26 protein-coding genes are annotated in these 23,906 nt (G+C 69.7%); 16 read left to right on the top strand and 10 right to left on the bottom strand.

Features of this window, described 5'->3' with window-relative positions; translation table 11 throughout:
- The first annotated feature begins 18 nt into the window (after positions 1-18).
- From DEJ47_RS13035 to DEJ47_RS12965, 15 genes are all read left to right on the top strand, one after another.
- Positions 19-912, top strand: a complete 894-nt coding sequence (locus DEJ47_RS13035) for a winged helix-turn-helix transcriptional regulator (RefSeq protein WP_150167968.1) — start codon at positions 19-21, stop codon at positions 910-912.
- Entirely contained in the window at positions 909-1,427 is a 519-nt protein-coding gene (locus tag DEJ47_RS13030) for a hypothetical protein (protein WP_150167966.1), read from the top strand. The genes DEJ47_RS13035 and DEJ47_RS13030 overlap by 4 nt, the downstream gene beginning before the upstream one ends.
- Positions 1,424-2,665, top strand: coding sequence for an MFS transporter (locus DEJ47_RS13025; RefSeq protein ID WP_190415388.1), 1,242 nt, complete (start codon positions 1,424-1,426; stop codon positions 2,663-2,665). Before DEJ47_RS13030 ends, DEJ47_RS13025 begins: the two co-directional genes overlap by 4 nt.
- A 38-nt stretch (positions 2,666-2,703) precedes the next feature.
- Positions 2,704-3,042, top strand: coding sequence for a hypothetical protein (locus DEJ47_RS13020; protein WP_150167964.1), 339 nt, complete (start codon positions 2,704-2,706; stop codon positions 3,040-3,042).
- Positions 3,043-3,137: 95 nt separating this feature from the next.
- Positions 3,138-4,331: an ATP-grasp domain-containing protein gene (locus DEJ47_RS13015; protein ID WP_150175596.1), complete on the top strand. Its 1,194-nt coding sequence runs from the start codon at positions 3,138-3,140 to the stop codon at positions 4,329-4,331.
- 43 nt (positions 4,332-4,374) lie between these two features.
- The gene (locus DEJ47_RS13010; protein ID WP_150167962.1) at positions 4,375-5,247 is read left to right on the top strand and encodes a DUF317 domain-containing protein; all 873 of its coding nucleotides are present in this window, start codon (positions 4,375-4,377) and stop codon (positions 5,245-5,247) included.
- A gap of 30 nt (positions 5,248-5,277) precedes the next feature.
- Positions 5,278-5,748: a hypothetical protein gene (locus tag DEJ47_RS13005; RefSeq protein ID WP_150167960.1), complete on the top strand. Its 471-nt coding sequence runs from the start codon at positions 5,278-5,280 to the stop codon at positions 5,746-5,748.
- A 27-nt stretch (positions 5,749-5,775) separates the two neighbouring features.
- Entirely contained in the window at positions 5,776-6,267 is a 492-nt protein-coding gene (locus DEJ47_RS13000; RefSeq protein ID WP_150167958.1) for a recombinase family protein, read from the top strand.
- Positions 6,268-6,327: 60 nt separating this feature from the next.
- Positions 6,328-7,338 carry a SpaA isopeptide-forming pilin-related protein gene (locus tag DEJ47_RS12995; protein WP_150167956.1) on the top strand — a complete coding sequence of 337 codons (1,011 nt, stop codon included), beginning with the start codon at positions 6,328-6,330 and terminating at the stop codon, positions 7,336-7,338.
- Between the two features lie 680 nt (positions 7,339-8,018).
- Positions 8,019-8,435 carry a GFA family protein gene (locus DEJ47_RS12990; RefSeq protein WP_150167954.1) on the top strand — a complete coding sequence of 139 codons (417 nt, stop codon included), beginning with the start codon at positions 8,019-8,021 and terminating at the stop codon, positions 8,433-8,435.
- 66 nt (positions 8,436-8,501) lie between these two features.
- Positions 8,502-9,230 (top strand): hypothetical protein, encoded by a 729-nt coding sequence (locus DEJ47_RS12985; protein ID WP_150167952.1) that lies wholly within the window; start codon positions 8,502-8,504, stop codon positions 9,228-9,230.
- 517 nt (positions 9,231-9,747) lie between these two features.
- Positions 9,748-10,119: a DUF317 domain-containing protein gene (locus DEJ47_RS12980; RefSeq protein WP_150167950.1), complete on the top strand. Its 372-nt coding sequence runs from the start codon at positions 9,748-9,750 to the stop codon at positions 10,117-10,119.
- Positions 10,120-10,226: 107 nt separating this feature from the next.
- A complete protein-coding gene (locus tag DEJ47_RS12975; RefSeq protein WP_150175595.1) occupies positions 10,227-10,505 on the top strand; it encodes a hypothetical protein in 279 nt (92 codons plus the stop codon).
- A 78-nt stretch (positions 10,506-10,583) separates the two neighbouring features.
- Complete coding sequence (locus tag DEJ47_RS12970; protein WP_150167948.1) at positions 10,584-11,270, top strand: DUF317 domain-containing protein; 687 nt, start codon at positions 10,584-10,586, stop codon at positions 11,268-11,270.
- A gap of 177 nt (positions 11,271-11,447) precedes the next feature.
- Positions 11,448-12,518 carry a hypothetical protein gene (locus DEJ47_RS12965; protein ID WP_190415386.1) on the top strand — a complete coding sequence of 357 codons (1,071 nt, stop codon included), beginning with the start codon at positions 11,448-11,450 and terminating at the stop codon, positions 12,516-12,518.
- A gap of 82 nt (positions 12,519-12,600) precedes the next feature.
- Here the strand turns inward: DEJ47_RS12965 and DEJ47_RS12960 are convergent, their stop codons facing one another.
- From DEJ47_RS12960 to DEJ47_RS12915, 10 genes are all read right to left on the bottom strand, one after another.
- The gene (locus DEJ47_RS12960; protein WP_150167946.1) at positions 12,601-13,293 is read right to left on the bottom strand and encodes a hypothetical protein; all 693 of its coding nucleotides are present in this window, start codon (positions 13,291-13,293) and stop codon (positions 12,601-12,603) included.
- Positions 13,294-13,390: 97 nt separating this feature from the next.
- On the bottom strand, positions 13,391-13,819 hold the full coding sequence (locus DEJ47_RS12955; protein ID WP_150167945.1) for a hypothetical protein: 429 nt from the start codon (positions 13,817-13,819) through the stop codon (positions 13,391-13,393).
- Between the two features lie 414 nt (positions 13,820-14,233).
- Positions 14,234-15,991: a relaxase/mobilization nuclease domain-containing protein gene (locus DEJ47_RS12950; protein ID WP_150167943.1), complete on the bottom strand. Its 1,758-nt coding sequence runs from the start codon at positions 15,989-15,991 to the stop codon at positions 14,234-14,236.
- Positions 15,988-16,527, bottom strand: coding sequence for a plasmid mobilization relaxosome protein MobC (gene mobC / locus DEJ47_RS36870; RefSeq protein WP_223828334.1), 540 nt, complete (start codon positions 16,525-16,527; stop codon positions 15,988-15,990). The genes DEJ47_RS12950 and mobC overlap by 4 nt, the downstream gene beginning before the upstream one ends.
- A gap of 128 nt (positions 16,528-16,655) precedes the next feature.
- Positions 16,656-16,943, bottom strand: a complete 288-nt coding sequence (locus DEJ47_RS12940; RefSeq protein ID WP_150167941.1) for a hypothetical protein — start codon at positions 16,941-16,943, stop codon at positions 16,656-16,658.
- 43 nt (positions 16,944-16,986) lie between these two features.
- Positions 16,987-17,178 carry a hypothetical protein gene (locus DEJ47_RS12935; protein ID WP_150167939.1) on the bottom strand — a complete coding sequence of 64 codons (192 nt, stop codon included), beginning with the start codon at positions 17,176-17,178 and terminating at the stop codon, positions 16,987-16,989.
- On the bottom strand, positions 17,175-19,004 hold the full coding sequence (locus DEJ47_RS12930; protein ID WP_317850800.1) for a hypothetical protein: 1,830 nt from the start codon (positions 19,002-19,004) through the stop codon (positions 17,175-17,177). Before DEJ47_RS12930 ends, DEJ47_RS12935 begins: the two co-directional genes overlap by 4 nt.
- Before the next feature lie 14 nt (positions 19,005-19,018).
- On the bottom strand, positions 19,019-19,627 hold the full coding sequence (locus DEJ47_RS12925) for a WhiB family transcriptional regulator (RefSeq protein WP_150167935.1): 609 nt from the start codon (positions 19,625-19,627) through the stop codon (positions 19,019-19,021).
- Positions 19,628-19,773: 146 nt separating this feature from the next.
- Complete coding sequence (locus DEJ47_RS12920; protein ID WP_150167934.1) at positions 19,774-20,460, bottom strand: hypothetical protein; 687 nt, start codon at positions 20,458-20,460, stop codon at positions 19,774-19,776.
- Positions 20,461-20,465: 5 nt separating this feature from the next.
- A complete protein-coding gene (locus tag DEJ47_RS12915) occupies positions 20,466-21,389 on the bottom strand; it encodes a helix-turn-helix domain-containing protein (protein ID WP_150167932.1) in 924 nt (307 codons plus the stop codon).
- A gap of 1,157 nt (positions 21,390-22,546) precedes the next feature.
- On the opposite strand from DEJ47_RS12915, the gene DEJ47_RS12910 reads away from it, so the two are divergent.
- Positions 22,547-23,845 (top strand): helix-turn-helix domain-containing protein, encoded by a 1,299-nt coding sequence (locus tag DEJ47_RS12910; RefSeq protein WP_150175592.1) that lies wholly within the window; start codon positions 22,547-22,549, stop codon positions 23,843-23,845.
- Positions 23,846-23,906: the final 61 nt, after the last annotated feature.

Genomic DNA, 23,906 nt, shown 5'->3' with positions numbered 1-23,906 from the left:
GCTTGAGGAGCCCTTCTCTTGGCCACCACCGCGCCGCCCTCCGCCACACCGAACGACCTCTTGGGCGTCACCAAGACCCTGGACCTGCTCGCTCCGCGCTGGAGCGTGTGGGTGCTGATGACCATCTCCTCCCAGCCGCTGCGCTACGCCGAGTTCAAGCCGAGGCTGCCGTGGCTGGCGGACGGCCAGCTTCACCCCCGGCTGCGTCACCTCACCAACGCGGGCGTGGTCGAGCGCACGGAGTACGCCCCGCGCCACGTCACCTACGGCCTCACCAACCGCGGCGTGGCACTGCTGCCCGTCCTTGCTGTGATCGCTTCCTGGGGCGACACGTATCTGGAGAAGGAGCTGGTGGCCGACAAGCGCACCGGCGAAATGGAGCCCGAGCGGATCGCGCCGGCGCAGAACATCGACGACACCGTCGCTCTGCTCGCGCCGCGGCACGCCACCCCGGTCCTGTTCTCGCTGCAGGCCCGGGGCACCGCGACCGCGAAGACCCTGGCCTCCGAAGCGATGCCCGGCTACGGGCTGACCGCCGTGTACAAGCCCCTGGAACGCCTCGTCGACGACGGCCTCGTGGTGGCCAGCGGGGCCGGTGGCTACCAGCTGACCGCCAGCGGCCAGGGACTCGTCCCCGTCTTCCAGGCGATCTCCGCATGGGCCACCGACCCGTCCCCGGAGAGCGACGTGCGTCGGCTCCGGGGGCAGGGCGCCGCCCCGTCGCAGAACCGTTCCGGCCCGTGGGCGACCACCCCAACCCGTCTCCCGGCACCGGTCGTTCCGGCCGCGTCAGCGTCCCGTCTCGCCCTGGCCACCACGGCCCCCAACGGCCCGGCATGGCAGCCCGGCGACCTCTTCTCCCACCAGATACCCGCCCGCCCGATCTCCCCGGCAGGAGGCCCGCGCCGATGAACCGCTCCCGGCCCGAAAACCTCCTGCACGAACGCCGCGCGATCCGCACCTTGACCCTGCCGAGTCTGATCCGCCTGATCACCGAGATCGACGACAACGGCCCCATCAGTCACCAGAAGGGCAGCCTGCAGGGCGCCTTCGGAGACCTCACCCCCGGACAGCTGCGCCACGCCATCGACATCGCCCGCGACCTCGGCCTGGTCCACGCCGACGAACAGGCACCGGATCGCTACCGGCTCACCGCGAGCGGCGAGGACCTCGCCGAGGTGTACGACACCGTGGCCCGCTGGGCCCGCGCCCGTCACTTCCCCGACACCACCGTCGACTTCGTCACCCGTGTCCAGCACACCCTCCAGCTGACCAGCCGCGGCCCGCAGGCGGGCGTCTCGAGTCTGGAGCCGTCGGCTCCGCACCATGTCGTCACCGAGTTTCTGCAGGCGCATCCCCGCGTCCTGAACCGTGCCTGCATCGGCTCCTCGCACGAGGAGGCGTTGGGAGCGGGGCGCGCGGCGTGAGATCCCGTGTCGGACCGCGGCATGCCCGCCGCCCGGTCCCCACTGTGCTCCGCGGCATCTACCTGCCGCGCAGCACGGACGCCGCCGCGTTCGCCATGACGACGTACGGCATCCCGCTGCTGGTCCTGGCCACCACCAACTCCGCCGCGCTGACCGGACTGGCCTTCGCGCTGGAGTGGATCCCGCGCCTGGGGGCGTTCGCCTTCGCCGGGGCCCTGGTGGACCGCCACGGCACGACCACTGTGCTCCGCTTCGCCTCCGTGGCGCGGGCCCTGGTGGTCCTGGCCGCCGCGCTCCTCCTGCCGACGCAGGAGACGGGGCTGGGGACGACGGTCACGGTCATGGCGCTGGCCGCGTCCACCGGGATCCTCACCGAGTGCGCGTACATCGCGGCCGAGACCGCGGGCGGCGTCGCCAGCCGCGAGGCCGGCGACCGCGCGCACCAGGTGCAGTCGGTGCTGCTCGGCATCGACCAGGTCGCCACCCTGTCCGGCCCGGCGCTGGCCGGCCTGCTGCTCCAGTGGGCCGGTGCGAGCGGGATGCTGACGGTGATCGCCGTCTTCTCCCTGCTCACCAGCCTCCTCGCCCCACGTCAGAACCGCCGGGAGAAGGCCGCCGCGGTGCAGCCCGTCTCCAAGGGGCTGCGCACCGGCTGGTCCACGCTGCGGGCACTGCCGGCGCTGGGCTGGCTGGTCGCCGGACTGACTGTGTCCAACCTCGCCGTCGGTCTGCTGCAGGCCGCCGCCCCGGTGATCCTCGTCAAGGAATTCGGCCACTCCACCGCTGACGTCGGATTCGTCTGGTCCATCGCCGCCGTCGCCTCACTCGGCGCCGTCGTCCTGTGCCGCCGGGCGATCGACCGCTTCGGCCTGTGGCCGGTCGGTGCCGTCTCCGCCACCATCGCCGCCAGCGCCTGTCTGGCCGTCTCCTTCGCCAGCACCTACCACGCCTATCTCGCCCTGATCGCCGTCCTCATGGCCGGCGAAGGCGGCATGACCGTCGTGCTGCGCACCCTGCGCTCCCACCTCATCCCCGCGGAGGTGTTCGGCGCCACCCTCTCCCTCACGATCTTGGTGCTGTTGCTGCCCTTCCCGGTCGCCGGCGTTGTCGTCGCCGTCGTAGCGCCCGCCCAGCTCGGCCACGTCATCACGCTCTGCGCCGTACTTCAGGCCGCCGGCCTGTTCACCGCCTTCGCCCGGCTGCGTGCGGCCTCCGCCCTGCGCACCTCTTTCGCCTGACCCTCCTTGTCACTCCGCTCACTCCAGGAGAACGCACCATGCGCACGTCGCACGCCCCGGCCGACCAGCTGGACCTGCCGATATCCCGGCCGTCGTTTCGCGCAGGATCGCGGCCCACGCTGATGGACCGGTTCCTCGCGTTCGACGCCGAGCACCCGTACGTCTACCGCGCGCTGGAGCGTCTGGCCACCGACCGGATCGCCGCCGGAGCAACCCGGATCGGGCTGAAGGCGCTGTTTGAGGACCTGCGCTGGCAGCTGCCCGCGGGTGTGCGCGGCCTGAACAACAACTTCACCGCCCTGTACGCCCGAAAGCTCATCGCGGACCACCCCCACTGGGCCTCCGCCTTCGAGCTGCGCCGCCGCCGCACCCCCTGATTCCCGACCGCATGCCGCCAACCTCTCCTGTCCTGAAATTGTTTGGAGCCTTGTTGTCCCCTCGCCCCGTCGTCCTGGTCGTCGCAGCCGCCGACATGGAGGCACACGCGTATCGGGCCTATTGCCTCGAAAACGTCCGCGCCCACTACGACGTCGTCCTGATCTCCGGCGCCGAACCGACCTGGGAGAAGGAGTTCCTCCTCGACTACGCGGTCGCCGACCCCACCGAACAGGCCGCACTGGACGCGGCCGGGCGCCACCTCGCCGAGCGCTACGAGCTGGCCGGCGTGATGACCTGGACCGAGTGGTACCTCGTCCCCGTCGCCCGTCTCGCCCGCCAGCTCGGCCTGACCACCACGACCCCGGAAGCCCTCCAGGGCTGCCGCAACAAGCACACGTCACGCACGCTGTTCGCCCGCCACGGGGTGCCCTCCGCCGTATCCGTGGGCGTGCGCACCGAGCAGGAGGCCGCCGACGCAGCCGCCCTGATCGGCTATCCCGTCGTCCTCAAGCCCGCCGCGCACGCCGCGAGCATGGGCGTCATCCGCGTCGACACCGCCCATGAACTGCCCGCCGCGTACGCCTTCGCCGCGCAGACCGCCGGCCATGGAGTCGAGAGCACCCAGGTCCTGGTCGAGGAGTACCTCGACGGCGAGGAGGTGAGCGTCGAGTGCGTCACCCATCAGGGGCTAACGACCGTGGTCGCCGTCACCCGCAAGGCCGTCGGGATGCCACCCTTCTTCGAGGAGCTGGCCCACGTGGTCGACGCAGACGACCCGCTGCTCCCCGCCGTGGCACCGGTCGCCGTCGCGGCCCTCGACGCCGTCGGCGTCACCGACGGCGTCAGCCACGTCGAGATTCGCATCGTCGACGGCCGCCCCCGACTGATCGAAGTCAACGCGCGCCTCGCCGGCGACATGATCGGCCACCTCGTCCACCTGTCCACCGGCGTCGACCTGGCCCGCGCCGCCGCCGACGTCGCCTGCGGCGTACGGCCCGACCTCACCCCAACGCGCAGTCAGGCAGCGGCAATCCGGCTGATCTACCCCGCCTACTCCGGAACCCTCACCGAGCGCCGCATGAACACCGAGCTGTCCGAGCGCAGCGACTGGCTCGAGCGCGTCACCTTCACCCGCGACGCCGGCGAGCAGCTCGTGCTGCCGCCACACGGCGACATGTTCAGCGCCCGCATCGGCTACCTGATCACCACCGGGCCCAGCGCCAAGATCGCCCGCGCCCGCTCCACCGAGGCGTACCGGCACCTGTCCGTCCAGGTCACCCCCGCCTAGACCTGCCGCGTGCAGCCGCCCCGACTTTTATCCGGATGGCCCCTTGAACGATCCCGCTTCCGCTGTTGACGGCGACGTCTACGTCTTCCCCCGCTACCTCGCCGGCAGCACCTACACCGGCGACCCGGCCCTTGAACCCCTCCTCGCGCTCGGCTGGGACCTCACCCACGACGACCTCGGCAACGTCTACGTCACCGCCCCCGACCGCAAGATCCGCCTCGGCTACCTGCCCGAAGGCGACGACGACAGGCTGTGGCGCATCAACGCCTACGAGGACCACTTCGGCCCGCCCGCCTGGGGCGTCAGCTTCAACGATCAGAGCCCCACCGAATTCGTCACCGCCTTCACCACCGCTCTGGCGTCGGCGTATCAAGAAGGGCCCGAGCGCTACCTCGCCCGCCCCGATCCCGCCTCCCCCGAGCTCGACGCCTTCCAAGCGATCGTCCCGCTGATCAACCGGGGCTGGAAGATGCCACGCCCGCGGCAGGGCGTCATGGAACTGCAGACCCCGGACGGCATGGCCGGACTCGAATTCGCCACCGGCCGCCTCGATCCGGAGCGGGAACTCACCACCCTTGAGGCCCGCTGGTACATGAGGGGCGGCCCGAAAACGTCCGGCTGGTACGCCACCGCCTCCACGAACACCCCGACCGTGTTGCTGACGGCCATCACCGAGAGCGTGTCCGACCCCGCGCCACTGCCGCGCTGGAAGGACCAGATGCTGCGCGGCCTACGCGAGCGCGCCCAGCTCATACCCGTCACGCCACTGCCGCCTCCGGTTCCCACGCCCCTCGACGTCCGGCGTACCGCATCCCGCAGGGCTCCCGCACTGACCACGCGCAGCGTTCCGCGCTGGAGCACCACGACCACCCCGTCGGCGGCCCTGCCCTCCCGCAGCTCCGGGCCCCGCCGCTGACCTCCCGCACCCCTGTCCTAGAAGGATCACGTGGCCCTGCACGCACAGCAGTTCTTCGACGATGTCCTCGAACTGCCCTTCCACCAGTACGCCGTCGTCGGCAACGCCTTGTACGCGGCCCCGCAGCCGAACGCGCCGACGCGGCTCCGGATCGACTTCGCTCCGACCATCCGCCGTGACGAGTACAACGGACTACGCCTGCGCGTCATCCACCCCGACCACGGTGTTCTCGACACCGCCATCCTCCGCTTCGCCGACTACGGCACCTTCGAGCGCCGCGATGCTGCCCGCGGCCTGTCGGCCGGCCGAGACGGCTACGCCGTCATCCGCGACTGGCACAGCAGCGGGCCCGCGTGGCACGGCGCGGACGGCACGGGCCTGCGTACCGCGATCGAGCAGTACGCCCACCTGTGGTTCCCGCCGCCAGCAGCATCGCAACCGGCCCTCCGGCCTGCCGCCCGGCCCACATCCATCGCCGGGGTGTCACCTCGTACCCGCTAACCATCCATCGCACCAAGGGAGTTCTGGATGCCACCACCTCGCTGGCTCCCGTCCCACCGACGACCACCGCCGCCGGTCACTCCGGTTCAGGCGCCGCCACGGCCGCCGGGACCGAACGGCTTCTGGCTCACCGATCCGGACTTCCGTGACCGGCTGCACAGGGCCACGCTGACCCTCCTCGACATCGTCGAGGACTGCTTGAACGACGAGGTCCCGCTCACCGAACTCCTCGACGGCGCCCGCGACCATGCCGAGCACCTGCTTGGCATCCCCAGTACCTACGGCATCCTCGCTGAAGCCGAGGCCGCCGCGCAGATCGTCCAAGCCGCCGGACTCGACGCAGGATCACCCTTCGGTCTCGCCGTCGCCCAGGGCCTGGCCGGCATCGAGCAGCTGCCCGTCGAGCAGCAACAGCAGCTCGTACGCGGCGCCGCACGACGCTACGCGGTCACCGCACCGTCCCGCTCGACGAACCCGCCCGCAGCCCCCGCACGACCGGCGCCGCGCCGCTCCCGCTGAACCACCACCCACGTCATCCGCCCGCACGCGCTCCGCGCGTTCTTCTCGGAGAGTCCCTTCTTGCGCATCCGCTCCGCTCGAACCCTTCCGGCCGCTGTCGCCGTCGCCGCCACGGTGACCGGCAGCCTGTCCTGGGCGCCGACCGCCTCGGCCCAGAGCACCGATCCCAGCCCCACCGCCTCCACGTCCGTAGCCCCGCGCAACGCAGCCGAGACGGAGACCGGCGGCGTGGCCATCGTGAAGAAGGACCCCGGCGGCGACGTGCTCGCCGGAGCCTCCTTCGCCCTCTTCGACTCAGCCGGCAAGGAGACCGCCAGCGGCAAGACCGACACCCAGGGGCAGCTCGCCTTCCAGGACCTCGCGCCGGGCGTCTACCGCCTCAAGGAGGTCTCCAGCGGCAGTCCGCTGCACGACACGGTCGACGACCAGGACGTCATCGTCACCCCCGGCACGGACACACCGCTCACGATCGTCGACCCGTTCAAGGACGCCTCGGTCCGGCTGACGGCCAAGGACGACAAGACCGGCAAGCTGCTGCCCGGTTCCACGGTCAACATCGGCAGCGGCACCAAGACCATCCTCACGCTGACCACCGGCTCCGACGGCACAGCCGCCGGGAAGCTGCCCATCAACTCCCGCACCGGTTCAGACTTCTGGGTCAAGCAGGTGAAGGCGCCCGAGGGCTACGACCTCTACAAGCCCTCGAAGACGTTCCAGGCCAAGCCGGGAGATCCGGTGACGGTGACCACGACCAACGCCAAGACCGCCACCACCCCGCCCCCCACGGAGAAGCCGACCGGAAAGCCCACCGACGAGCCGAGCCACAAGCCCACTCCGGGCAAGCCCGGCAAGGACGAGGACACCCCGGCACCGTCCACCTCGGAGACGCCGGCCGCCGACGAGACCGCGTCGAGCACCGCCGCGCCCGCCCCCGAGGGCGCGCTCGCGCACACCGGTGCTGACGCCACCCCGTGGCTGATCGGCGGCGCCGGTGTCCTGATCGCTGCCGGCGGAGGCGCCCTCTTTGCCGTCCGACGACGTGGCACGGACGACCCGACCGACGAGAGCTAACTACTCCCACACCTCTGCCGAAGACCCCCGGAATCACCTGATTCCGGGGGTCTTCGCATGGCCCCGTGGAACGGACGGATCAGCAACGACCTAGCGGTTCACTAAGGCGCGTTGCCTCGACTCGGAAGTTGTCCGTGCAGCTAGCGCGCCCGAAGGAGCATTGCCAGGAGCCGTTCAGCACGCTCCCTGACCGGGGCCTCCGGGTGTACCAGGGCCACGGTGGACAGCACCGTCAAGAGCGCCAGGAACGAGCTGGGGAAGGCCATGAACCACGCATCAGTCGTCATGCGTCAGAAGGTACCCGAACCGCCTCTGACCTGCGCTTTTCACTAATGTACCTAGGGAAAGGGCGAATCAAATTAATAGGGTCGAGCAGCAACAAACGTGCAGGTCGGTCAAGTTGGAGACGGTCGCGCGCCTCCCCGGGAGGTGACATCACGACGCAGGTCGTAACACGACTGTTATCTGTGGCGGTTGGTGGTCGCCGCTGGCGGCTGGGGTGGCCGCTCGTCGTCGCTGCACGAAGCGGCAGTCGATAGACAACGATCGTATGGGCGTTCACCGCCAGGGGTGGACCTGCCCGCTCGTTCGTGTCCTGCTGTGCCGAACATCAGCGCGACCGCGTGGGTGTGCGACACACTGCGGCGAAGTTTGCTTCCCGGATCAAGGAGCCGTCTCCCGTGACCGAGTCGATTTCCGTCCCTGCGCTGTGGCAAGGGCGTTGCCAGTGCGGCGACCACACGTACGAGGCATCCGGTGTTCCGGACGACCCTCACCTGTGCTCGTGTCAGCATTGCACGCTGCTCTCGGGAGCGCCGGCGATGGCGTGGGTCGGTTTCCGTAAGAGTGCCCTGACGTGGACGAGTCCCGCAGGAGAGCCGTCGTACTTCTCGACGTGGCCGACCCTGCACCGGGGATCTTGTCAGCGCTGCCGGACACAGCTCACCTCCGTGGCGGACGGTTCGGACATGATCATGGTGACGATCTTCAGCCTTGCTCGCGGTGCCGAACTGACTCCGGTCGGACACAGCTACCGCGATGAGGCGATGCCCTGGATGACCATCACGCTCGCGCCGGATCCGCAGCGTCACACGTGAGCGTCAGGCAGGACGGCAGACCGTGGCGCCCCGCGGTCCTGCGAGTACCCTCGCTAGGCTTCCGCAGTGAACGAGCCTTCCTCGCTGCCCGGTGACCCCTGTGAGCTGCACCTGCGCATCGTCTACGACGACGAACTCTGGGACACCCCGCAAGCTGACACGCTGGAGCGGTGGAACGTCTCCGTCCTCCACCGCCGTCGTTCGCAAGACGCTGTGCCGGACGCATCGGCTGGCGGGGACTGCGCAGCCGCGGACTGCCCGTCCTGCACGACGGACGCCACCGTCGGGTCGATGACCTTCTACCGGGTCCATCTGGACCGCGGGCGCAACGCCTACTGGGCGATGGAGGAAGAGTCCGAGGAACTGTACGAGACTGCTAAGGCGCTCCTTGACCCCGAGACCGGCTCCTTCACGAGCGAAGCCAGCGAGCGCCTGGACTATGTCGGCTCCGCCCTGCTCGTCATGGACCGCGTGACGCTGGATTCCGCATGGCGCGGGTACGGTTTGGCCGCCGTACTCGGCAGCGAGGTGATTCACCGCCTCATGGCCGGCTGTCGAGCCGTCGCATGTTCGCCCGGCGTCTCCGACCTCAGCAGCCAGGCGCTGAGGGACCGGGCCGAGTGGGATCGCGTCAACGCCAAGATCGTCCGCGGGTGGGAGAGCCTCGGATTCCGTCTCTACCGCGACAACGTCTATCTCCTCTCGCCCGCCTCGCAGGACCTGGAGGAGCAGCGCAGCAATCTCCGGAGGCACCTCGCAGAACTCGGCGCGTCCTGGCGGGCTCAGACGTCATGACCGGCGGCGTCGCGGCGCGAGACGATCTCGCCACGGACGCTTCCAGCCAGGACCGCGAGTCGTCCCCTCACCCTGGTCCGGCAACACCTTGGGCGGCGGAGCGATCTTGTCGGGCTCCAGACCGATCTTGTCCGGATGGACGCAGGCCGGCACGGCCGCGCGGGTATACCGGTGTCCGTTCTCCGGGTGGAACGGGCACTCCCACGAGGGTCGGCTGTAGACCACGAATTGCCCGCGCGGATACAGGAGGGCCGGGCAGATCCCGCAGACCGGACGCTTCGGGTCCGGGCAATCCGGATCGATGTACGGCGGACCGGTCGGCTCCGGGATCTCCATAGCCGCAAGAGAGTAGCGGGCCTGGCGTGCAGCAGGAGGCCCGAGCCTGGCCAACGGGCGGGAAGGACGGCAGTTCGCCGGGGGCAGACAAGGAAGATCGTCCAAAGGACTGGTGGACACCGCAACGCTATGTGAACCTGAACGACCTTCCGAAAGAACCCCAGGTCAGAGAGGTGATTCTGTGGCGTTGGATGCGGCGCAACCTGGATTTGCCACCACTGTCGCGGCCTCGCGGCTGCGCTCCTGGAGGCTCGGTGCCGGCCAGCCGACGGAGGTGCTCGATCAATTCTCGGATGCCGATTTCACCCACATCGTCGACGACCGTGCCGACGTGCACGTCAGCTCGCGCGACGGCCGCTTCTACCTCGGCTACTTCCCGACCGGCCGACCCGGTGGCCCGGACGAGGACTGGGTGACGGGTGAAGGCTGGGTGATCGCGGTCACCGGCACCGCGACGGTCCCCGGCTACCGCATCGCCTTCGGCACGGACACCCCGGCGGAGATGGTCGCCGGCGTGGTGGCCGGAATCCTGTCCACCTCCCGCCCTGTGTGACGGGCACGTCCGCCCTCCCTGCACATACGCACCGCGTACCCTGCCCCTGCTCGCGCGGCTTCGTCCGCCACCGCTAGGAGACCGCCTTGGAACCGCACTCGCCCGAGATGACCGTCGGCGACCTCATCGACGCACTGTCCGCGTTCGACCGCGACACGACGGCCCGCCTCGCCATCAACCCCTTCCACCCCCTGGCCCACCGTATGGGCAGCGTGACGCAGTCGGTGGATGAGCACGGGAGGCCGGTGGTCTACATCGCCGAGTCGCCCGAGGCCGAGCAGTTCCCCCTGCCGCCCGCCGTGGCCGTCGTCCTGACCTGGCAGGGCCCGGTCGAGGCACCCCCGCGCCGTAGGCGAGGCGCAACCGGCTCGGACAACGGCCAGTAGCACAACCCCGAACTGACGGAGGCGCCCCTGTACCCGCACCACCCCACCGATTCCTCCCACCCCCTCTCGCCGGACCCGATGTACTGGGTTACCCCGCGCCACCTGGCCGGCGATGACGGTGTCCTCGCCGAACGGATCGGCGACACCCTGACCGACCTCGGCTGGCGCATGTGGCCGACCTCCCGCAACACCCTGCTCTTCGTGAGCCCCGATGGTCTGCGCGGCGCCGAGTGGATCCTCGCCGCCTACCCCTTCGAGCTGGGCGGCCTCCCGGTGGCCTGGCAGATGTCGGCCCGTCCGCACCCCGACTCGGCACTGACCGAATGGAACGCGTACTTCACCGCCGGCGTACCGCACGAGGCGCTCACCGACTTCCTGCTCGCGCTCGACGCCAGCGAGACCCCGGAGGCCGGGCTCGAGAACGCCGAGGCGGTACTCACCGCCCTCAGCGCTCGGGGCTGGCTGCGCGACATGGACCGCCCGCGCACGACCGCAACGGACCCTGGCTTCTCCACGAACGTGTCGCTGGAGGTACTGCCGCCGCTCATCCACGATGCCGACCCCCGCGATGACCTTCTGGGGTGGCAGGCGTGGGCGGAGCCCGTCCTCGGGGCGCCGTACCTGTGGTGCGCGAGCTTCAGCGCGAGCGCCCCGCACGAACTGGTCGCAGCCTTCGCCTCCTCGCTCGCAGCGCCCGGCCCGGTACCGCGCCGGATACTGCCGGCGGGAGCGGAGGACCGTCTCACCGTCGTCCGCCGCGGATGACGGGCGTCGCGTAGCCGCTGTCCCCGGCGGGATCTACGGGCGTGATGCCCCCTTCTCTCAGGCCCGGTGGTGCCGTTTCCTTCATGGAGCGGCGCCACCGGGCCTTCTTCGTATCCGCCCCGCAGACCTGATACACCCCCTGGAACCAAGATCAAGCCCGTACATAGGATCGTCGTCGTGGCAGACAAGTTGATCCGCATCGGGCCCTTGCGCGGTTACCTCCTGGAGGAGGTGCTGGCCTGGCTGCTGCGCTCCAGCGGCTTCGAAGTCCTCACGGCCGATGACGACCAGGACAAGGAACCGTGGAAGGTACTGAAGGAGGACAAGAACGGTCTGCTGGTCCGTGGACGTGGCGCGTGGCATCAGGTCGATGCGCTCGGCCAGTTCCGGTACGTCCCGCCGTTCTCCCTGCCGGTGCGCTTGTTCGTCGAGGCGAAGTACCTGACCACACGGGTCGGTCTTCCCACGGTCCGAAACGGCCACGGTGTGATCCACGACGTGAACGAAGCGGAGACCACCACGCTCTCCGCGCCAGGCACTGGCCGGCCGCGGACGCGATACCGCTACAGCTACGCGATCTTCTCCACGTCCGGCTTCACCCCGGAGGCGCAGGACTATGCGCTGGCCCACCAGATATCGCTAATCGACCTTTCTGCACCGGACTTTGATGGGCTGCGGAGTCTCGTAAGGACCGCGGCCGACGCGATCCACCCAGTGCTCAAGGCGGCTCCGACGAGTGAGCGGCCGAAGATGCGCGAGATGCGCGCGTATCTCCGCGGGCCGCTCTTGCAGATGGATCCGGGAGGGCTGGAATTGCCCGCCGCGATTTGCAGTCCCCTCGATTTCCTCGCGGACGCTCTTCGCAGCCGGTCGCAGCTCGGCCTTGTTCTGGCCTTTCCCGCAGCGCCGTTCGTTCTGGGGCTCGCCTCGGACGACCTGTATGGCTTCGTGGAATACGCGCGAGAGCACCCCACACATGCGGTGCGTCTGCGCCGCATCAATCAGGCAGCCTCGCACCCCGTTTGGGAACTGCGCGCCGCCGAGCACCCCGACGCATATGCGCTCCGGTTCGGGCTGCCGGAGCGGGTGGAGAAGTGGATCGTCGAGCAGGACGAAGGAATGCCCTCGCGCACCCGGTACGTCAAGCGCAGCATGCTGTCGACCATGACCCTGTACTGGATGCACGGCGAGCACGCCCAGACCTTCCAACTCCGATACGAGCCAGGCGAACTCCGCCTCGACGGCTGATCGGCGCGAACGACGAAACCCCGGTGTCCGGGCCCGTCGGAAGAACGGGCCCGGACACCGGGGCGGGTGCAGGAGGAGCGGATCAGCGTGCGGTGTGGGCCTTGGCGAGCGCCTTGTCCAGGTGAGTGTCCACGAGGCCCGGTGAGCCGGAGACGAGGACCAGGACGCTGCCGTCGCGGATCGCCGTCTGCTTGACGACGCTGCGCTGCCCGCCGGCGGAGAAGGTGAGCAGCTGGCTCCACTGCTCGTCGCCGAGGTTCGGCGCGGCCGACTTCGCAGTGCCGATGTCGACGGCCGTGCTCCCCGACGCCATCTGGTACGAGGGGCAGGACAGCATCGCGTCGAAGACCTTCGAGATGCCCGTGGACAGCTTCGCCGGGCTGTCGCTGTACAGCTCCTCGCTGACCTCGGAGGAGCTGCTGCCGCTGTAGGTGAATGACGCCTTCGCCTTGCGCGCGAAGTCGAGGCCGGAGCCGGTGGCAGCACTGCTGCCGAGCTTTTCCAGGGCCGGGCAGCCGATCACGGTCACGTCGTCGTTGCGGCGAGGGGGCTCGGGCTTCCGGGTGTAGCCCTCGCCCAGATCGCCGATGTTCAGCAGGCGCTGGTGCAGCTGGGCCGAGGACAGCGGCACGGACGCCGCCGCGGTGCTGCCACCCGGGTGTGCGGATGCGGAGGCGGAGGTGTCGGACGGTGCGGCGTGGCCGGCGCAGCCGGTCAGGGTGAAGGTGGTGAAGACGGCGCCGAGGCCGAGGACGGTCGTGGTGGAGCGGCGCATAAGTGAAACCCCTTTGGTGATGCGAGACGGATGGTCTGACCGGATCGGCCCTCCGGGTGCCGATGAACGCAGGGGTGGGGGAAGGGGTTTGGCGTCGTCAGTGGCCGAGGTGGCGCAGGCCGTCTTCGAGGTTGGGGTGGAAGTGGTCGACCGGACCGGAGTTGCGGTTGTACCAGGCGGTGTCCAACCGGGTCTCGTGCGTCTCGTGGCCGTCCTTGCAGCGCAGCCACACGGAGTCGTCGTGCATGTTGAAGACGATCCAGTTCCGGTACGCGCCGCAGTGGCAGGCGTGGACTTCGCCGTCGATGACGAGCGGGACGTCCCAGCGCATCATGAAGCCCGAGACGTCCTGGCGGCACGGCGCGCGGAACTCCGGCGGCAGGAAGTCGGGCACCACCGTGGCCTCGGCCGGCGCGGCGACCGGGGCGAGAGCCTCGGGCCACTCGGTGTGCATGGCCAGCAGGGCCTGGCCGGCTCGCTGGGCTTCACGGAACTCTCGGTCCGCTCGGGTCGTGCGTCGGAACATGCCGTCTCCATCTCTGTCATCTCGCCTGCACGAGGAGAGTGCCGCAAGTCGCTGACCTGCTGCAACTCTAGAATTCGTGAAGTGAGACCGGCATTTCCGAGGGCGCGCAGAGACGAAGCGGACGCGAGCGGGCCTCTCGTTACAAATGCATTGCGGCCCGTACCGCCGGGAGGGACGCGGCGTTGTCCGAGTATGCCCAGCTCCCCTTTGCCCGTCGTCTCGCCGCAACTGCGGGGCGCCTATTGGATGGACTCGCCGTTCCTGCCGCATGCTCCGGGCTGTGCCTGCGACGGCACTCGAGATGTGTCGTCGCCAGCTCCTCGTCGGGTGCCGGCCATGCGCACCGTGATGCTGTGCATCGCGGGAGCTACCGTGGCCGTCGCGATGGTTGCCGTCCTGGTCTGAACGCCTTGTTCACCGCCGATGCTCTCGTGTGCCTTCGGTCCCCGGCCCCGGCGTGCGAGAGGGTGTCGCGGTGCGGGTGTGCCCGCGGCGGCTCGGCGCCGTGGTGTGCTTCTCCGGGGTGGGGGGCGTTGCGGAAGCGTCAGCGGGCAGGTCTGCCATCCGTCGAAGCCGCCACACGAGGACGTCACTGATCGAGTCGGCGGTCCCCAGCTCCCGTCGCTCGGCGGCTTCGGCCAGGAGCGCGGCCGGGTCGTGCCCGGCGCGCTCGACGTCGGCGAGGGTGGAGGCCAGGGCGTACCAGCCCGGCTCGGCGAGGACCTGCTCGGCCAGCTCCGGCACTGCCCGGCGCAGGTAGGCCGTCTGCTTGCGTTGCAGGGGCAGGGACATGCGCCGGCCGCGGTCGCGCATGACGCCCAGATACATCGGGGCTGCGGCCTGGTAGGCGGCGCGCAGGTGTTCGGCGGCCTGGCGCGCAGCAGCGGCCTGCTGGGCGTGCCCCTTCATCGCGTGCCACTGTGCGGTGGCGGTGACCAGGAAGAACACCATGTCGATCAGCATGGCGGTCGTGGCACCGTCCTCCACCCGCCCGAGTGCCGGCCCGCCCTGGACGAGGTCGCGGGCGGCCTTGCGCAGATCGCGGGCGTGCTGGCGCTCCGCCCGGATGTGGGAACGGGTCGCCCGCTCGAACACGAAGGCGGCGTCGCGCAGTTCACGCCGGGTGTTCAACGCCGAGGTCTTGGCGAGCGCGTCGAGGACCTCGCCGCCCGCCGCGATCAGGCCGGAAATCTGCCCGTCCTCACCCTGGTCGATGACGAGTACGGCCTGCCACGACGCCGTCGCCGCCTGGCGGCGCGCGTCCGAGGGGCTGATGGGGTCCGATCCGGAGGAGCGATCCGTGGCGGCGTCCCGGCCGGGCTCGGAGGCGTTGTTCGCCCAGCGTTCGCGGATGCGAGGCAGGGAGAGATCGGCCGCGAGCGTGGAGCCCGAATAGTAGATCGGCTCCTGGTCCTCGTTGCGGTCATCGGACAGCGCGACCTTGTAGCCGAGCAGATCACCGGAGGGCGCGGCGCGCGTATCAACCAGGAGGCCAGCGGCAGCCAGACGGTCGAAGAACTCCTCCTCGCTGGCGACGCCGGCGGCGGCGCGGCGCACCGTCTCACGCAGCTCCTCGCGTGGGGCGCGTTCCTTGCCCTGGCGGTTCGCCTTATGACGTTCGGCGCTGCTCGGGCGTTTGGCGGCGGTTCCGTCCCCGGTGTTCACCCGGCGCAGGTCGTAGTCGATTTCGATCTTCCGGGCTTCCGCCTGGGCGCGGGCACCGTCGCGCCGGATGCGGGCCTGGCGGCCGTCGTGGCGGACGACGGTGGCGACGATGTGGATGTGGTCGTCGGCATGGCGGACGGCCGCCCAGCGGCAGGCGGCGTCGTCGCCCTCGGGCGCGATGCCGGTGGCGGAGACCATGCGGCGGGCGATGTCCGCCCACTGCTCGTCGGTGAGGATCGGGTCTTCGGGCGCGGCGCGTACGGACAGGTGCCAGACGTGTTCGGCGGGCCGTTCGGTTTCGGGCAAGGCCATGACGGGCTGGTCGAGGAGGATCTGCAGGGCGCGCAGCGCCGCCTTGCGGTCCGCGTTGCGGCCGGGATCGGGAGCCAGGTTGTCCCATGCGGCGACAAGGTGGGGGTCGATGTGCTCCTCGGCCTTGCCGGGGCCGTACAGATATTTCAGCAGGCCATGGGTGTCGTCACCCATGTCGTTCACTGAGGGGATCATGCTGCCGGTCGCTCGCTGTCCAGGTAGTGCTGGATGAACGCTTGGACTTCCAGGCGAACCTGGTCGACACCGTCGAGGACCGCTTGGGCCTGCGGCGCCGGCTCGTCACGGTTCAGGGCTGCCGCAACCTGGTTGAGGTTGTTGCCGATCCGGCTCAGCGCGGGGCCCAGGGCGAACAGTCGGCGTGTCATTTCACGGTGGCCGGCGACCTCGGCTTCCGTACGGGTGAGGTCGTCTGCGGCGCTGAGTGCGGCATGGGCGAGAAAGCCGGAGGGCGTCATGGCGCACGCTGCCGCGGCATCGAGCACGGACTGATTCTCGGCGTCGTTGAATCGGCTGGTGATCCGATGCTTGCGCTTGTTGGATTTGGTCTTCGGCGTGCGGTTACGAGCAGGTGGCTGGCTCGGCGGCGCACTCGCGTGCTGGGCGCAGTGCGGGTTGTGGCACGGGTGAGTCGTCTCCTCCTTGGGATGCGCGCCGCCCTCGGTCGCATCCCCCCGGTCCAGTGCCCCCCGGCGCTGGACCGCCTCCGCCACCCCCGGGGCGGAGGACGCGAGAGTCAGACTCCCAACGGGAGTCTGACTCTCGCACCAACTTGCTCCCGCTGAGGTCGAGTTGGCTTCCGGCTTATCGGGCTCGGGAGCGGGGTTTGTCGTCAGGTTCGTCATCGGTTCTGGTTCCTCGTAGAGCGGATGCGGTGCTGGATCTCGGCGGCCAGATCGACCATGGCGGTCGGGTCGGCGAGGACCTCGACGGCCGAGTGGGGGTGGTGCTGGACGAGCCACTGGCCGTTCGGGGCCAGGACTGCGGCGTGCAGCAGCTGGTGGCGCACGAGTACGTCCGCCCAAGCGCCGGCCTCGGCGATCGAGGGGGCGTGCGTGCGCGGGTGGCGGGCAGGAATGACGGTCCCTCCGGGGCAGGCGCGGTGGCCCGACCGAGGCCGGGCCACCATGACGAATGAGGATCTAGGGGTTTGACCTGGGCTTTCGCAGGCGTCAGCCGCACTCGCGGCAGCGGGCGAGGTGCGTGTTCAGGGCCCGTGCCATGTTCCGTTTCACGGAGATGGCGTGCTTCGCGCTGGTCCTCGCCGCTGGCGACCCCACGTGGCGCTCGGCGTGCCCGCGCAGGAAGAGGACGTCCTTCTCGAAGCCGGCCTTGATGCGGTCGAACCTGAGGCAGGTCTTCATGTCGTGCTCCTTGCCGTGGTGGTGTTCGTCTCGGACCTCAGCAGCTGCAGGAGCCGCGTGATGTTCGAGTTCCGGCCGCCCGCGAGGTTCAGGGAGCGGAGGATTTCCCGCAGCTGGGGACGGGTGATGACCTCGGTCCCATCGCGCTCCAGCAGCGCGGGTACGTGGGGACGCACCAGGTCGGCCGTCTCTTCGGGACTCAGCCCCTTGCGCTGAGGGCGCTGAGACTTACCGCCCCCCGGCCGGCTCCGCTGCGCCTTCGCTTTGGGCTTCGGCTTCCGGCGCACGGGGACGGTGTGGGGACGGTCCCCTTCGGTCCCCGTCCCCGTTTCCGTGTCCGGGTGTGTGCCGTCCCCGTTGTTGTTGGGGACGGTGTGGGGACGGTCCCCTTCGGTCCCCGTCCCCGTTTCCGTGTCCGGGTGTGTGCCGTCCCCGTTGTTGTTGGGGACGGTGTGGGGACGGTCCCCTTCGGTCCCCGTCCCCGTTTCCGTGTCCGGGTGTGCGCGGTCCCCGTTGTCGTTGGGGACGGTGTGGGGACGGTCCCCTTCGGTCCCCGTCCCCGTCCCCGTCCCCGTCCCCGTTTCCGAGTGTGTGCCGTCCCCGCCGCCGTCGGGGACGGCTGCTGGGGACGGTCCCATAGCGCCCTGAGCAGCAGCTTCGCGAGCGTCCGTGGCGGAGTCCTCGATGTCGACATCGGCTGCTGCGCCCGTGGCCGACACGTCGCCGTGGTCCCCGAGCGCCGTCCCCGTCCCCTCGCTCGGCAGGTTCGAGACGGGCTCAGTGACGCCGTCCCCGTTGTCGTCGGGGACGGTGAGGGGACGGTCCCCTTCGGCTACCGTCCCCGTCCCTGATTCCGCACGGTCCCCGTCCCCACTGCTTTGGGGACCGTCGTCGGGGACCGCACTCGCCCGTCGCCCCATCGGCTTCTCGGCCGCCGACAGCATCGATGGGGACGGGGCGAGCGGGTAGCCGTTCCCGAGACCGGCGTTCTTGGTATCCGGAGCCTTCACCCACGGCGAGGGCAGATCGATGGTCGCGAGGGTGGCCGCGTGCCGACGGGCGGCCAGCTCCTCCAAGAACGCCTGGCGCTGGCGAGGATCGGTGCCGACTTCCGCCCGCGTGAGCGCGGCCTGAAGTCGACGGGTGACCCGGGTGTCCTTCTCGCGATCCGCCACCGACATGCCGGCCAGCTGGGAGGCAAGGGCCACGGCCCGCCGAGACGCACGGTCTTTGGTGATCTGCGCGGCATCGCGGTTGCGGGTGGCGATGCCGAGGCGGGAGAGGAGCCGCTCTCGTGCTTCGCGTCCGAGCGTGGCCAGAAGCCCTTGCGAGGTGGCGTCCGGCTTGTGCAGCCGCAGTTCGATGCCCATGGCCAGGTGCCACAGCACGGCGGCCATGACCGGGCCGACGAAGGCGCGCACGGTGCCGCCGACCGCGGCCGACTCGGCGTAGGCCGGGATGACCTGCACCCCGGTGATCACCCAGACCAGGGCGCCGGGCAGTCCGGGCGCCCCCTGGGTCTTCAGGTTCTGCCGGGCCATCAGTGCGGTCGCGAACAGCGCGGCCTCGCCCGCGCTGAACATCATGGCGCGCTCCACCGTGCCGGCCATGTCGAGGTAGTCGGCCGCGAACCGCCAGCTGGTGTCGGCGGAGTAGATGGTGCAGTTGAGGGCGGCGAGTGCGGAGACCCAGACCGCGGGGGTGCCGACGCGCCTGCCGTCCGCGCGGTTCCGGTTGCGCCGGAACGACCAGCCGGCCAGCGCGAGGGCGAGCAGCCCGAGGGCCGCGACCAGGTAGACGGGATCGATGCCGTAGGGCAAGGACATGGAGATGGGGTGAGTCATGCGGCCTTTCGGAGGGCGGCGATCAGGGAGTCGGTCTGCACCTGGCGGGGCACCTGGACCGACGAGGCGGCGTCGTCGTCCTCGGCGGTCTCGTCGTCGGCCTGGTCCCAGTAGCGGTCGCGGTCGGCGACAGCGTGGGCGGCGTTGCGCATCAGGTCGCGGGCCCAGTCGAGGTCGAGGCGCAGCGTGTAAGCGAGGCGCTCGGGGCTCCAGCCGCGGACGTAGGCATGGCGGGTGACGGCCTCGCGCTCGGCGTCGCTGAGGTGGACGTCGCGCCCCTCGAAGGCGGCCTTCACCCGGCTGTAGTCCAGGCGCTTGTTGACCTTGGCGTGCCAGGGGCGACGCTCGGCCTCGGTGAGCCCGCCCCACACGCCCTGGCGGATCTCGTTATCCAGGGCGTAGTCGAAGCACGCCTTCTTCACCGGGCACCGGCCGCAGATCGACTTGGCCTCGTCGATGGCCGCGCGGGCGCGGGCTCCGGGGAAGAACAGCTCGTCGATGTCCTTGGGCACCATGCCGTGGCACAGGCCGCGGGCCTGCCAGCTGTGGTCGGCGATGCCCCGCAGGATTGGAGCCGAGGTGTCGTTGGTGGTGATGTGGCGCAAGACAGTCTCCGGAAGTCGCCTTGGTCGGCGGTCGCTCGGCACCTGGGTCGGCTGGGGTGCGGCGGGGGCGCTTCGTGGCGGGCTCGGGGTACGGCGGCGTGCCGTACCGCGTGGCGGAACGTTTCTGTGGAGCGGTGGCGGCCGGGTCAGGCAGGTAGGGCTTGGGCTTGAGCGGCCAGGGCGTCCTCGACGCGGACCGGATGCGGCTCGATGCGAGGTTTGGTGTTCCGGTTGCGGACACCTCCGCCGCTCCGCTCGCGGCAGGGCTCACCCTGGGGGGCGCTGCACCTCTCGCACGGGACGCTGAAGATGTCGGGCCCGCCGGCGGCGATGGCGGCTTCACGGGCGGCACGGGCGGGCCGGAAGGGTGCCAGTTCCGCTCGTACGGCATCCGGGACGTAGGCGCCGACGGCCTTGAGCATCTTCTTCAGGCCGGGCTGCGGTTCCCCGGCCGTCACCCCGCGGTGCGGCGTCGGCGCGATCCGCCCGGTCACGACGGCGTCGCGGGTCGCGACGAGTTCCGCCCGCCAGGCGCGCGGGTCGTCGGGGTCGGCCGTCGGCGTCGGATCGGTGTGTCGGCCCAGGCGGTCGCGGTAGTGGGCGTTCCACTCGCGGGCCACGTCAGCGGGCAGGATCGGATAAGGGGAGGCGACAACGCGCTTGCGCACCACATCGCGCACATCCCAGCCCTGGCCGGTGGTCATGGGAACGTCGGCGAGCAGCTCGTGCCACATGGCGAGCTGGTCGCGGGCTTCACCCGCGTCGGTGCGGATAGTGCGGGGGTCCAAGCGGCCGACGTAGGTGAGTACGGCAGCAACTTCGCGGCGGTCCAAGGTAGTTACTCCGTTCCAGTCGGTTCGTCGACGGCGGCGAGCAGGGCGGCCATGTGCGCTTCGGAGCGGGTCATGCCGGTTTGCGGGGCGGGGGTGCCGCCGGGCAGGGCGTAGAGGTTCGGGCGCTGTGGTGTGGGGGTGTGCTCTCGGTCGATCCAGGACCGCCAGTCGGCAGCCCAGGCCGCGGCGGAGCGAGGGCTCCAGGCGGCGCGGTAGTGGCGCCACTTCGCGTCGGCGGCCTGCAGGCCCTGCTCACCGAGGCGTTCCAGGTGTCCCTGCTGCTGGGCCCAGGACAGGCTCGCTTCGTCGACCTGCCAGTCGGTGGCCGTGGTGAGGTCGACAGCACTGCTGCTGCTGTACCTACGGTTCACCTTCGGTTCACTACAGTTCTGGGGGTCAGAATCTGACCCGGAGGGGGGTCGGTTTCTGACCCTGCGGGGGGTCAGATTCTGACGAGGGGGTGCAGATTTTGACCCGGTCAGATTCTGACGACGGGGGCCCGTTTCTGACCCTGTCGTGCGCCGGATGCGGTGCTTGCGCAGCAGCTCGTCGTCCAGGTCCTTGAGGGCGGGTGCGGGGTCGGCGTCCGTCAGGGGTTCGACGTCCTCGATCCGCAGGTCGGGATCGGCCTTCTGCGCCGCCGCGACCTTCGCCAGCCAGGCAGCGGGGCGCGGCATGCGGTAGACCGTGCTGTGCTGCGGGCCCTCGTAATCGTCGAGGATCTCCAGCTCACCGGCGTCCGCGAGCAGGGCCAGCGAGGTGCGCACGGCGTTGCGGCTGGCGTTCGTCCGCTCCATCAGCTCGGTGACGGACGCGTAGGCGACGCACTGCGCGTCGGGAATCCGGTCGGCGATCGACAGCAGGACCAGGCGGGCCGTGCCACGGCTGGCGCTGCTCCCCCACACCCACTTCCGTGCCTGCCCGCTCATCGGGGCACCGCCGTCGCGCGGTGCGCGCCAGACGAGGGCCGCGGCGAATAGGCGGGGTGGGTGAGGGTGGCTGCCGCGCTGGCCGGGGATCCCGGCCTTTTGCGCAGGGCAGGCGGCATGTAAGACTCTCCTCCGTAGTGAAACCCGCGCCGGGGTGCCCGTAGGAAAGGTCCGGTGCGGTGAGGTGGGTAATCTCCGAGCCCTTGCCGGGGCTGGAGTGTCATCTAGCGGTCGGCGTCCGGGAGTTAGTGGCTCCTTGGGCGCCGTCGCTGTTTCTTGGGCTATGCCGCCCGGCTAAATCGCGCGTTCTGCATAGGGCTCCTTGTGCCGTCTACGGCCGGGCGGGGTGCCCGGCGGGGGACGACGAACATATGCAGGGTTCGCGGCAAGATCCAGACCTTGCTAAAGGACTCTCTACAAGTCGCTGGGGAGGGCGTCGGCACCTGCGCCTGCGGATGGAGGCAGCGGGTCGGAACGCGGGCAGCACCTTGATCGTTCCGATGCACTCGGAGATGATCTTCACGGTGCCCCCCTAGCGTGTCGCCTGACCACAGTTTGTTGAACCGGCTGGTCACAGCGATTTAAGCCAAGCCCCGCCAGGGGCGTCAACGGTGATCTTTTGCCCGATTTACCTGGATAGGTCGCCCGGCGAGTATGCGGACCTCCGTATACCTACGCTCCCGTAAGTCGCTTACAGCGCAAGGGGAGTGAGGGGTTCGGGGCGCTATGTTGACGCATAGTGAAACAGGTCTAGACCGATCCCGGAGGGGTTTGATGAAAAGCGGCAACGTTTTGCCGCTTTTTCCTCTGAGGGTGCTAAACGATCATCCGGACCGCCCGATTCGGGGGTGAACGTTCCGCAGTGTCAGACATAAGTTGTTCGAGGTTGAACCAGGGTGCTGGGGGCGTTTGTGGCCCACTCCACACGTGGTCAAGATCATTTAAATATTGCGTATCGTTCCTGCAGGGGGCTTCGGGCGGGGGATCCGGTGTGCAAGACCGGACCCTTTTCGTGCCCGAGAAGAGCGAAAGGCTTCTCAGAGGCGTAAGGCAGGTTTCTCGTGGTCCCATATGCGCACGACACCAGCAGTAACGGCGGTGCGGACGAAGGTATTTCAGGAAAGATTGGCGCAGCCCAGCAGCCTGCCGGCCAGTACATGGGCTTCGGTGCCCTACTGCTTCAGTGGCGAAAGGCGGCCCCCGGACGCCCCACGCAGGCCCGGACGGCCAAGGCCATGGGGATCTCCGTACGCACGTATCGCAAGATCGAGAAGGGTGCGGTGCCGCCCAGGCTCACTCCGGCGCAGTTCGAGTCGCTGGCGGAACTCTTCGGTCTGGACGACGAAGGGCGCCACGCCCTCACGCTGCACAACATCGGCTCAACGCTGATCGCGCCGCGCGGCAGCAGCCAGCCTCAGCTACAGAAGGCGCTGCGACTGCTCATCGACCGGCAGATGCCGAGCCCTGCCTACCTGTGCGACCAGCACTGGAACATCCTTGGCTTCAACTCGGCGATGGCAGAGTGGTGGCCCTGGGTGATGGAGCCGGGGGCGAACCTCATCCTGTGGGCTCTGACGTCGCCCGAAGCGCGCGTTCAGTACCAGGACTGGGACATGCACGCCTCGGCCTACGTGAAGATGTTGAAGTTCGCCGAGGCCACCCGCGGGGACGACCCCGAGCTGCGTGAGCTGATCGAGAAGGTCAAGAAGGACCCTGACGTCCTGCACGTCTGGGACACCGAGAAGTCCATGGGTGAGACCCGTGACGGCCACGTGTTCCGCATGAACGTCGCGGCGCTCGACTGGGAGACCATAGAGGTCGTCAGCCACGTCCTCTACCCGGCGTCCATGCCGCAGTGCCGTTTCGTCGTGATCACCTGGGTCGAAGGCGGCGAGGGCGAGCGCGATGCGCTCGGAGGTACCCGCAATGCCTGGGCTGCCACCGCGGCGAACCAGGATGACGTCGAAGCGGCGCAGTGGCACGAGCAGAACCGCGTGGCCGAGGACGCCGCCACCCGCTGGCGTCGCGAGGCGGCAGCCCTCGCGTCCCGCACGGTCGTGTCGACCCCTGACGAGGCGGCCGAGCTGGCCGGGGCGAACGGCGTACCGATGCCGGCGATCAGCAAGCTCATGGGGCCCGACGCCCAGCTGACGCTCGCGCCGGAGCAGAGCACCGTGGTGTGGGCAGTGGAAGAGGCCGCTGGCATCTGGTCCGTCACGCACGTGCGGCCCGCCACCGTCATTGCGCGCGTGCCGCGCGAGGCCATCCACGGAGCGTGCCTCGCCGAAGTGCTCCAGCTGGTGCGTGTCGCGCTGCCGGCTGACGCTGCTGCGGCCACCGCGCGGATCGGGCAGCTCCTTGAAGAGCGCGATACCGAGCAGCGTGTGCTGCGCGAGGTCCTCAACAAGATCAAGAATGATGGCGGCGCTGCGGCCCGGGAGACCGGCCAGTTCTAGCCCCTCGGGCTTTGTCCGGGAGTCGCCGACAGCTGCGGCTCCCGGACGAGCGGCCCTCTGC

The organism is Streptomyces venezuelae (assembly GCF_008642355.1).
Classification (GTDB): domain Bacteria; phylum Actinomycetota; class Actinomycetes; order Streptomycetales; family Streptomycetaceae; genus Streptomyces; species Streptomyces venezuelae_B.
The sequence above is the reverse complement of the archived record's forward strand: the minus strand, read 5'-3'. Positions and strand labels throughout refer to the sequence as shown.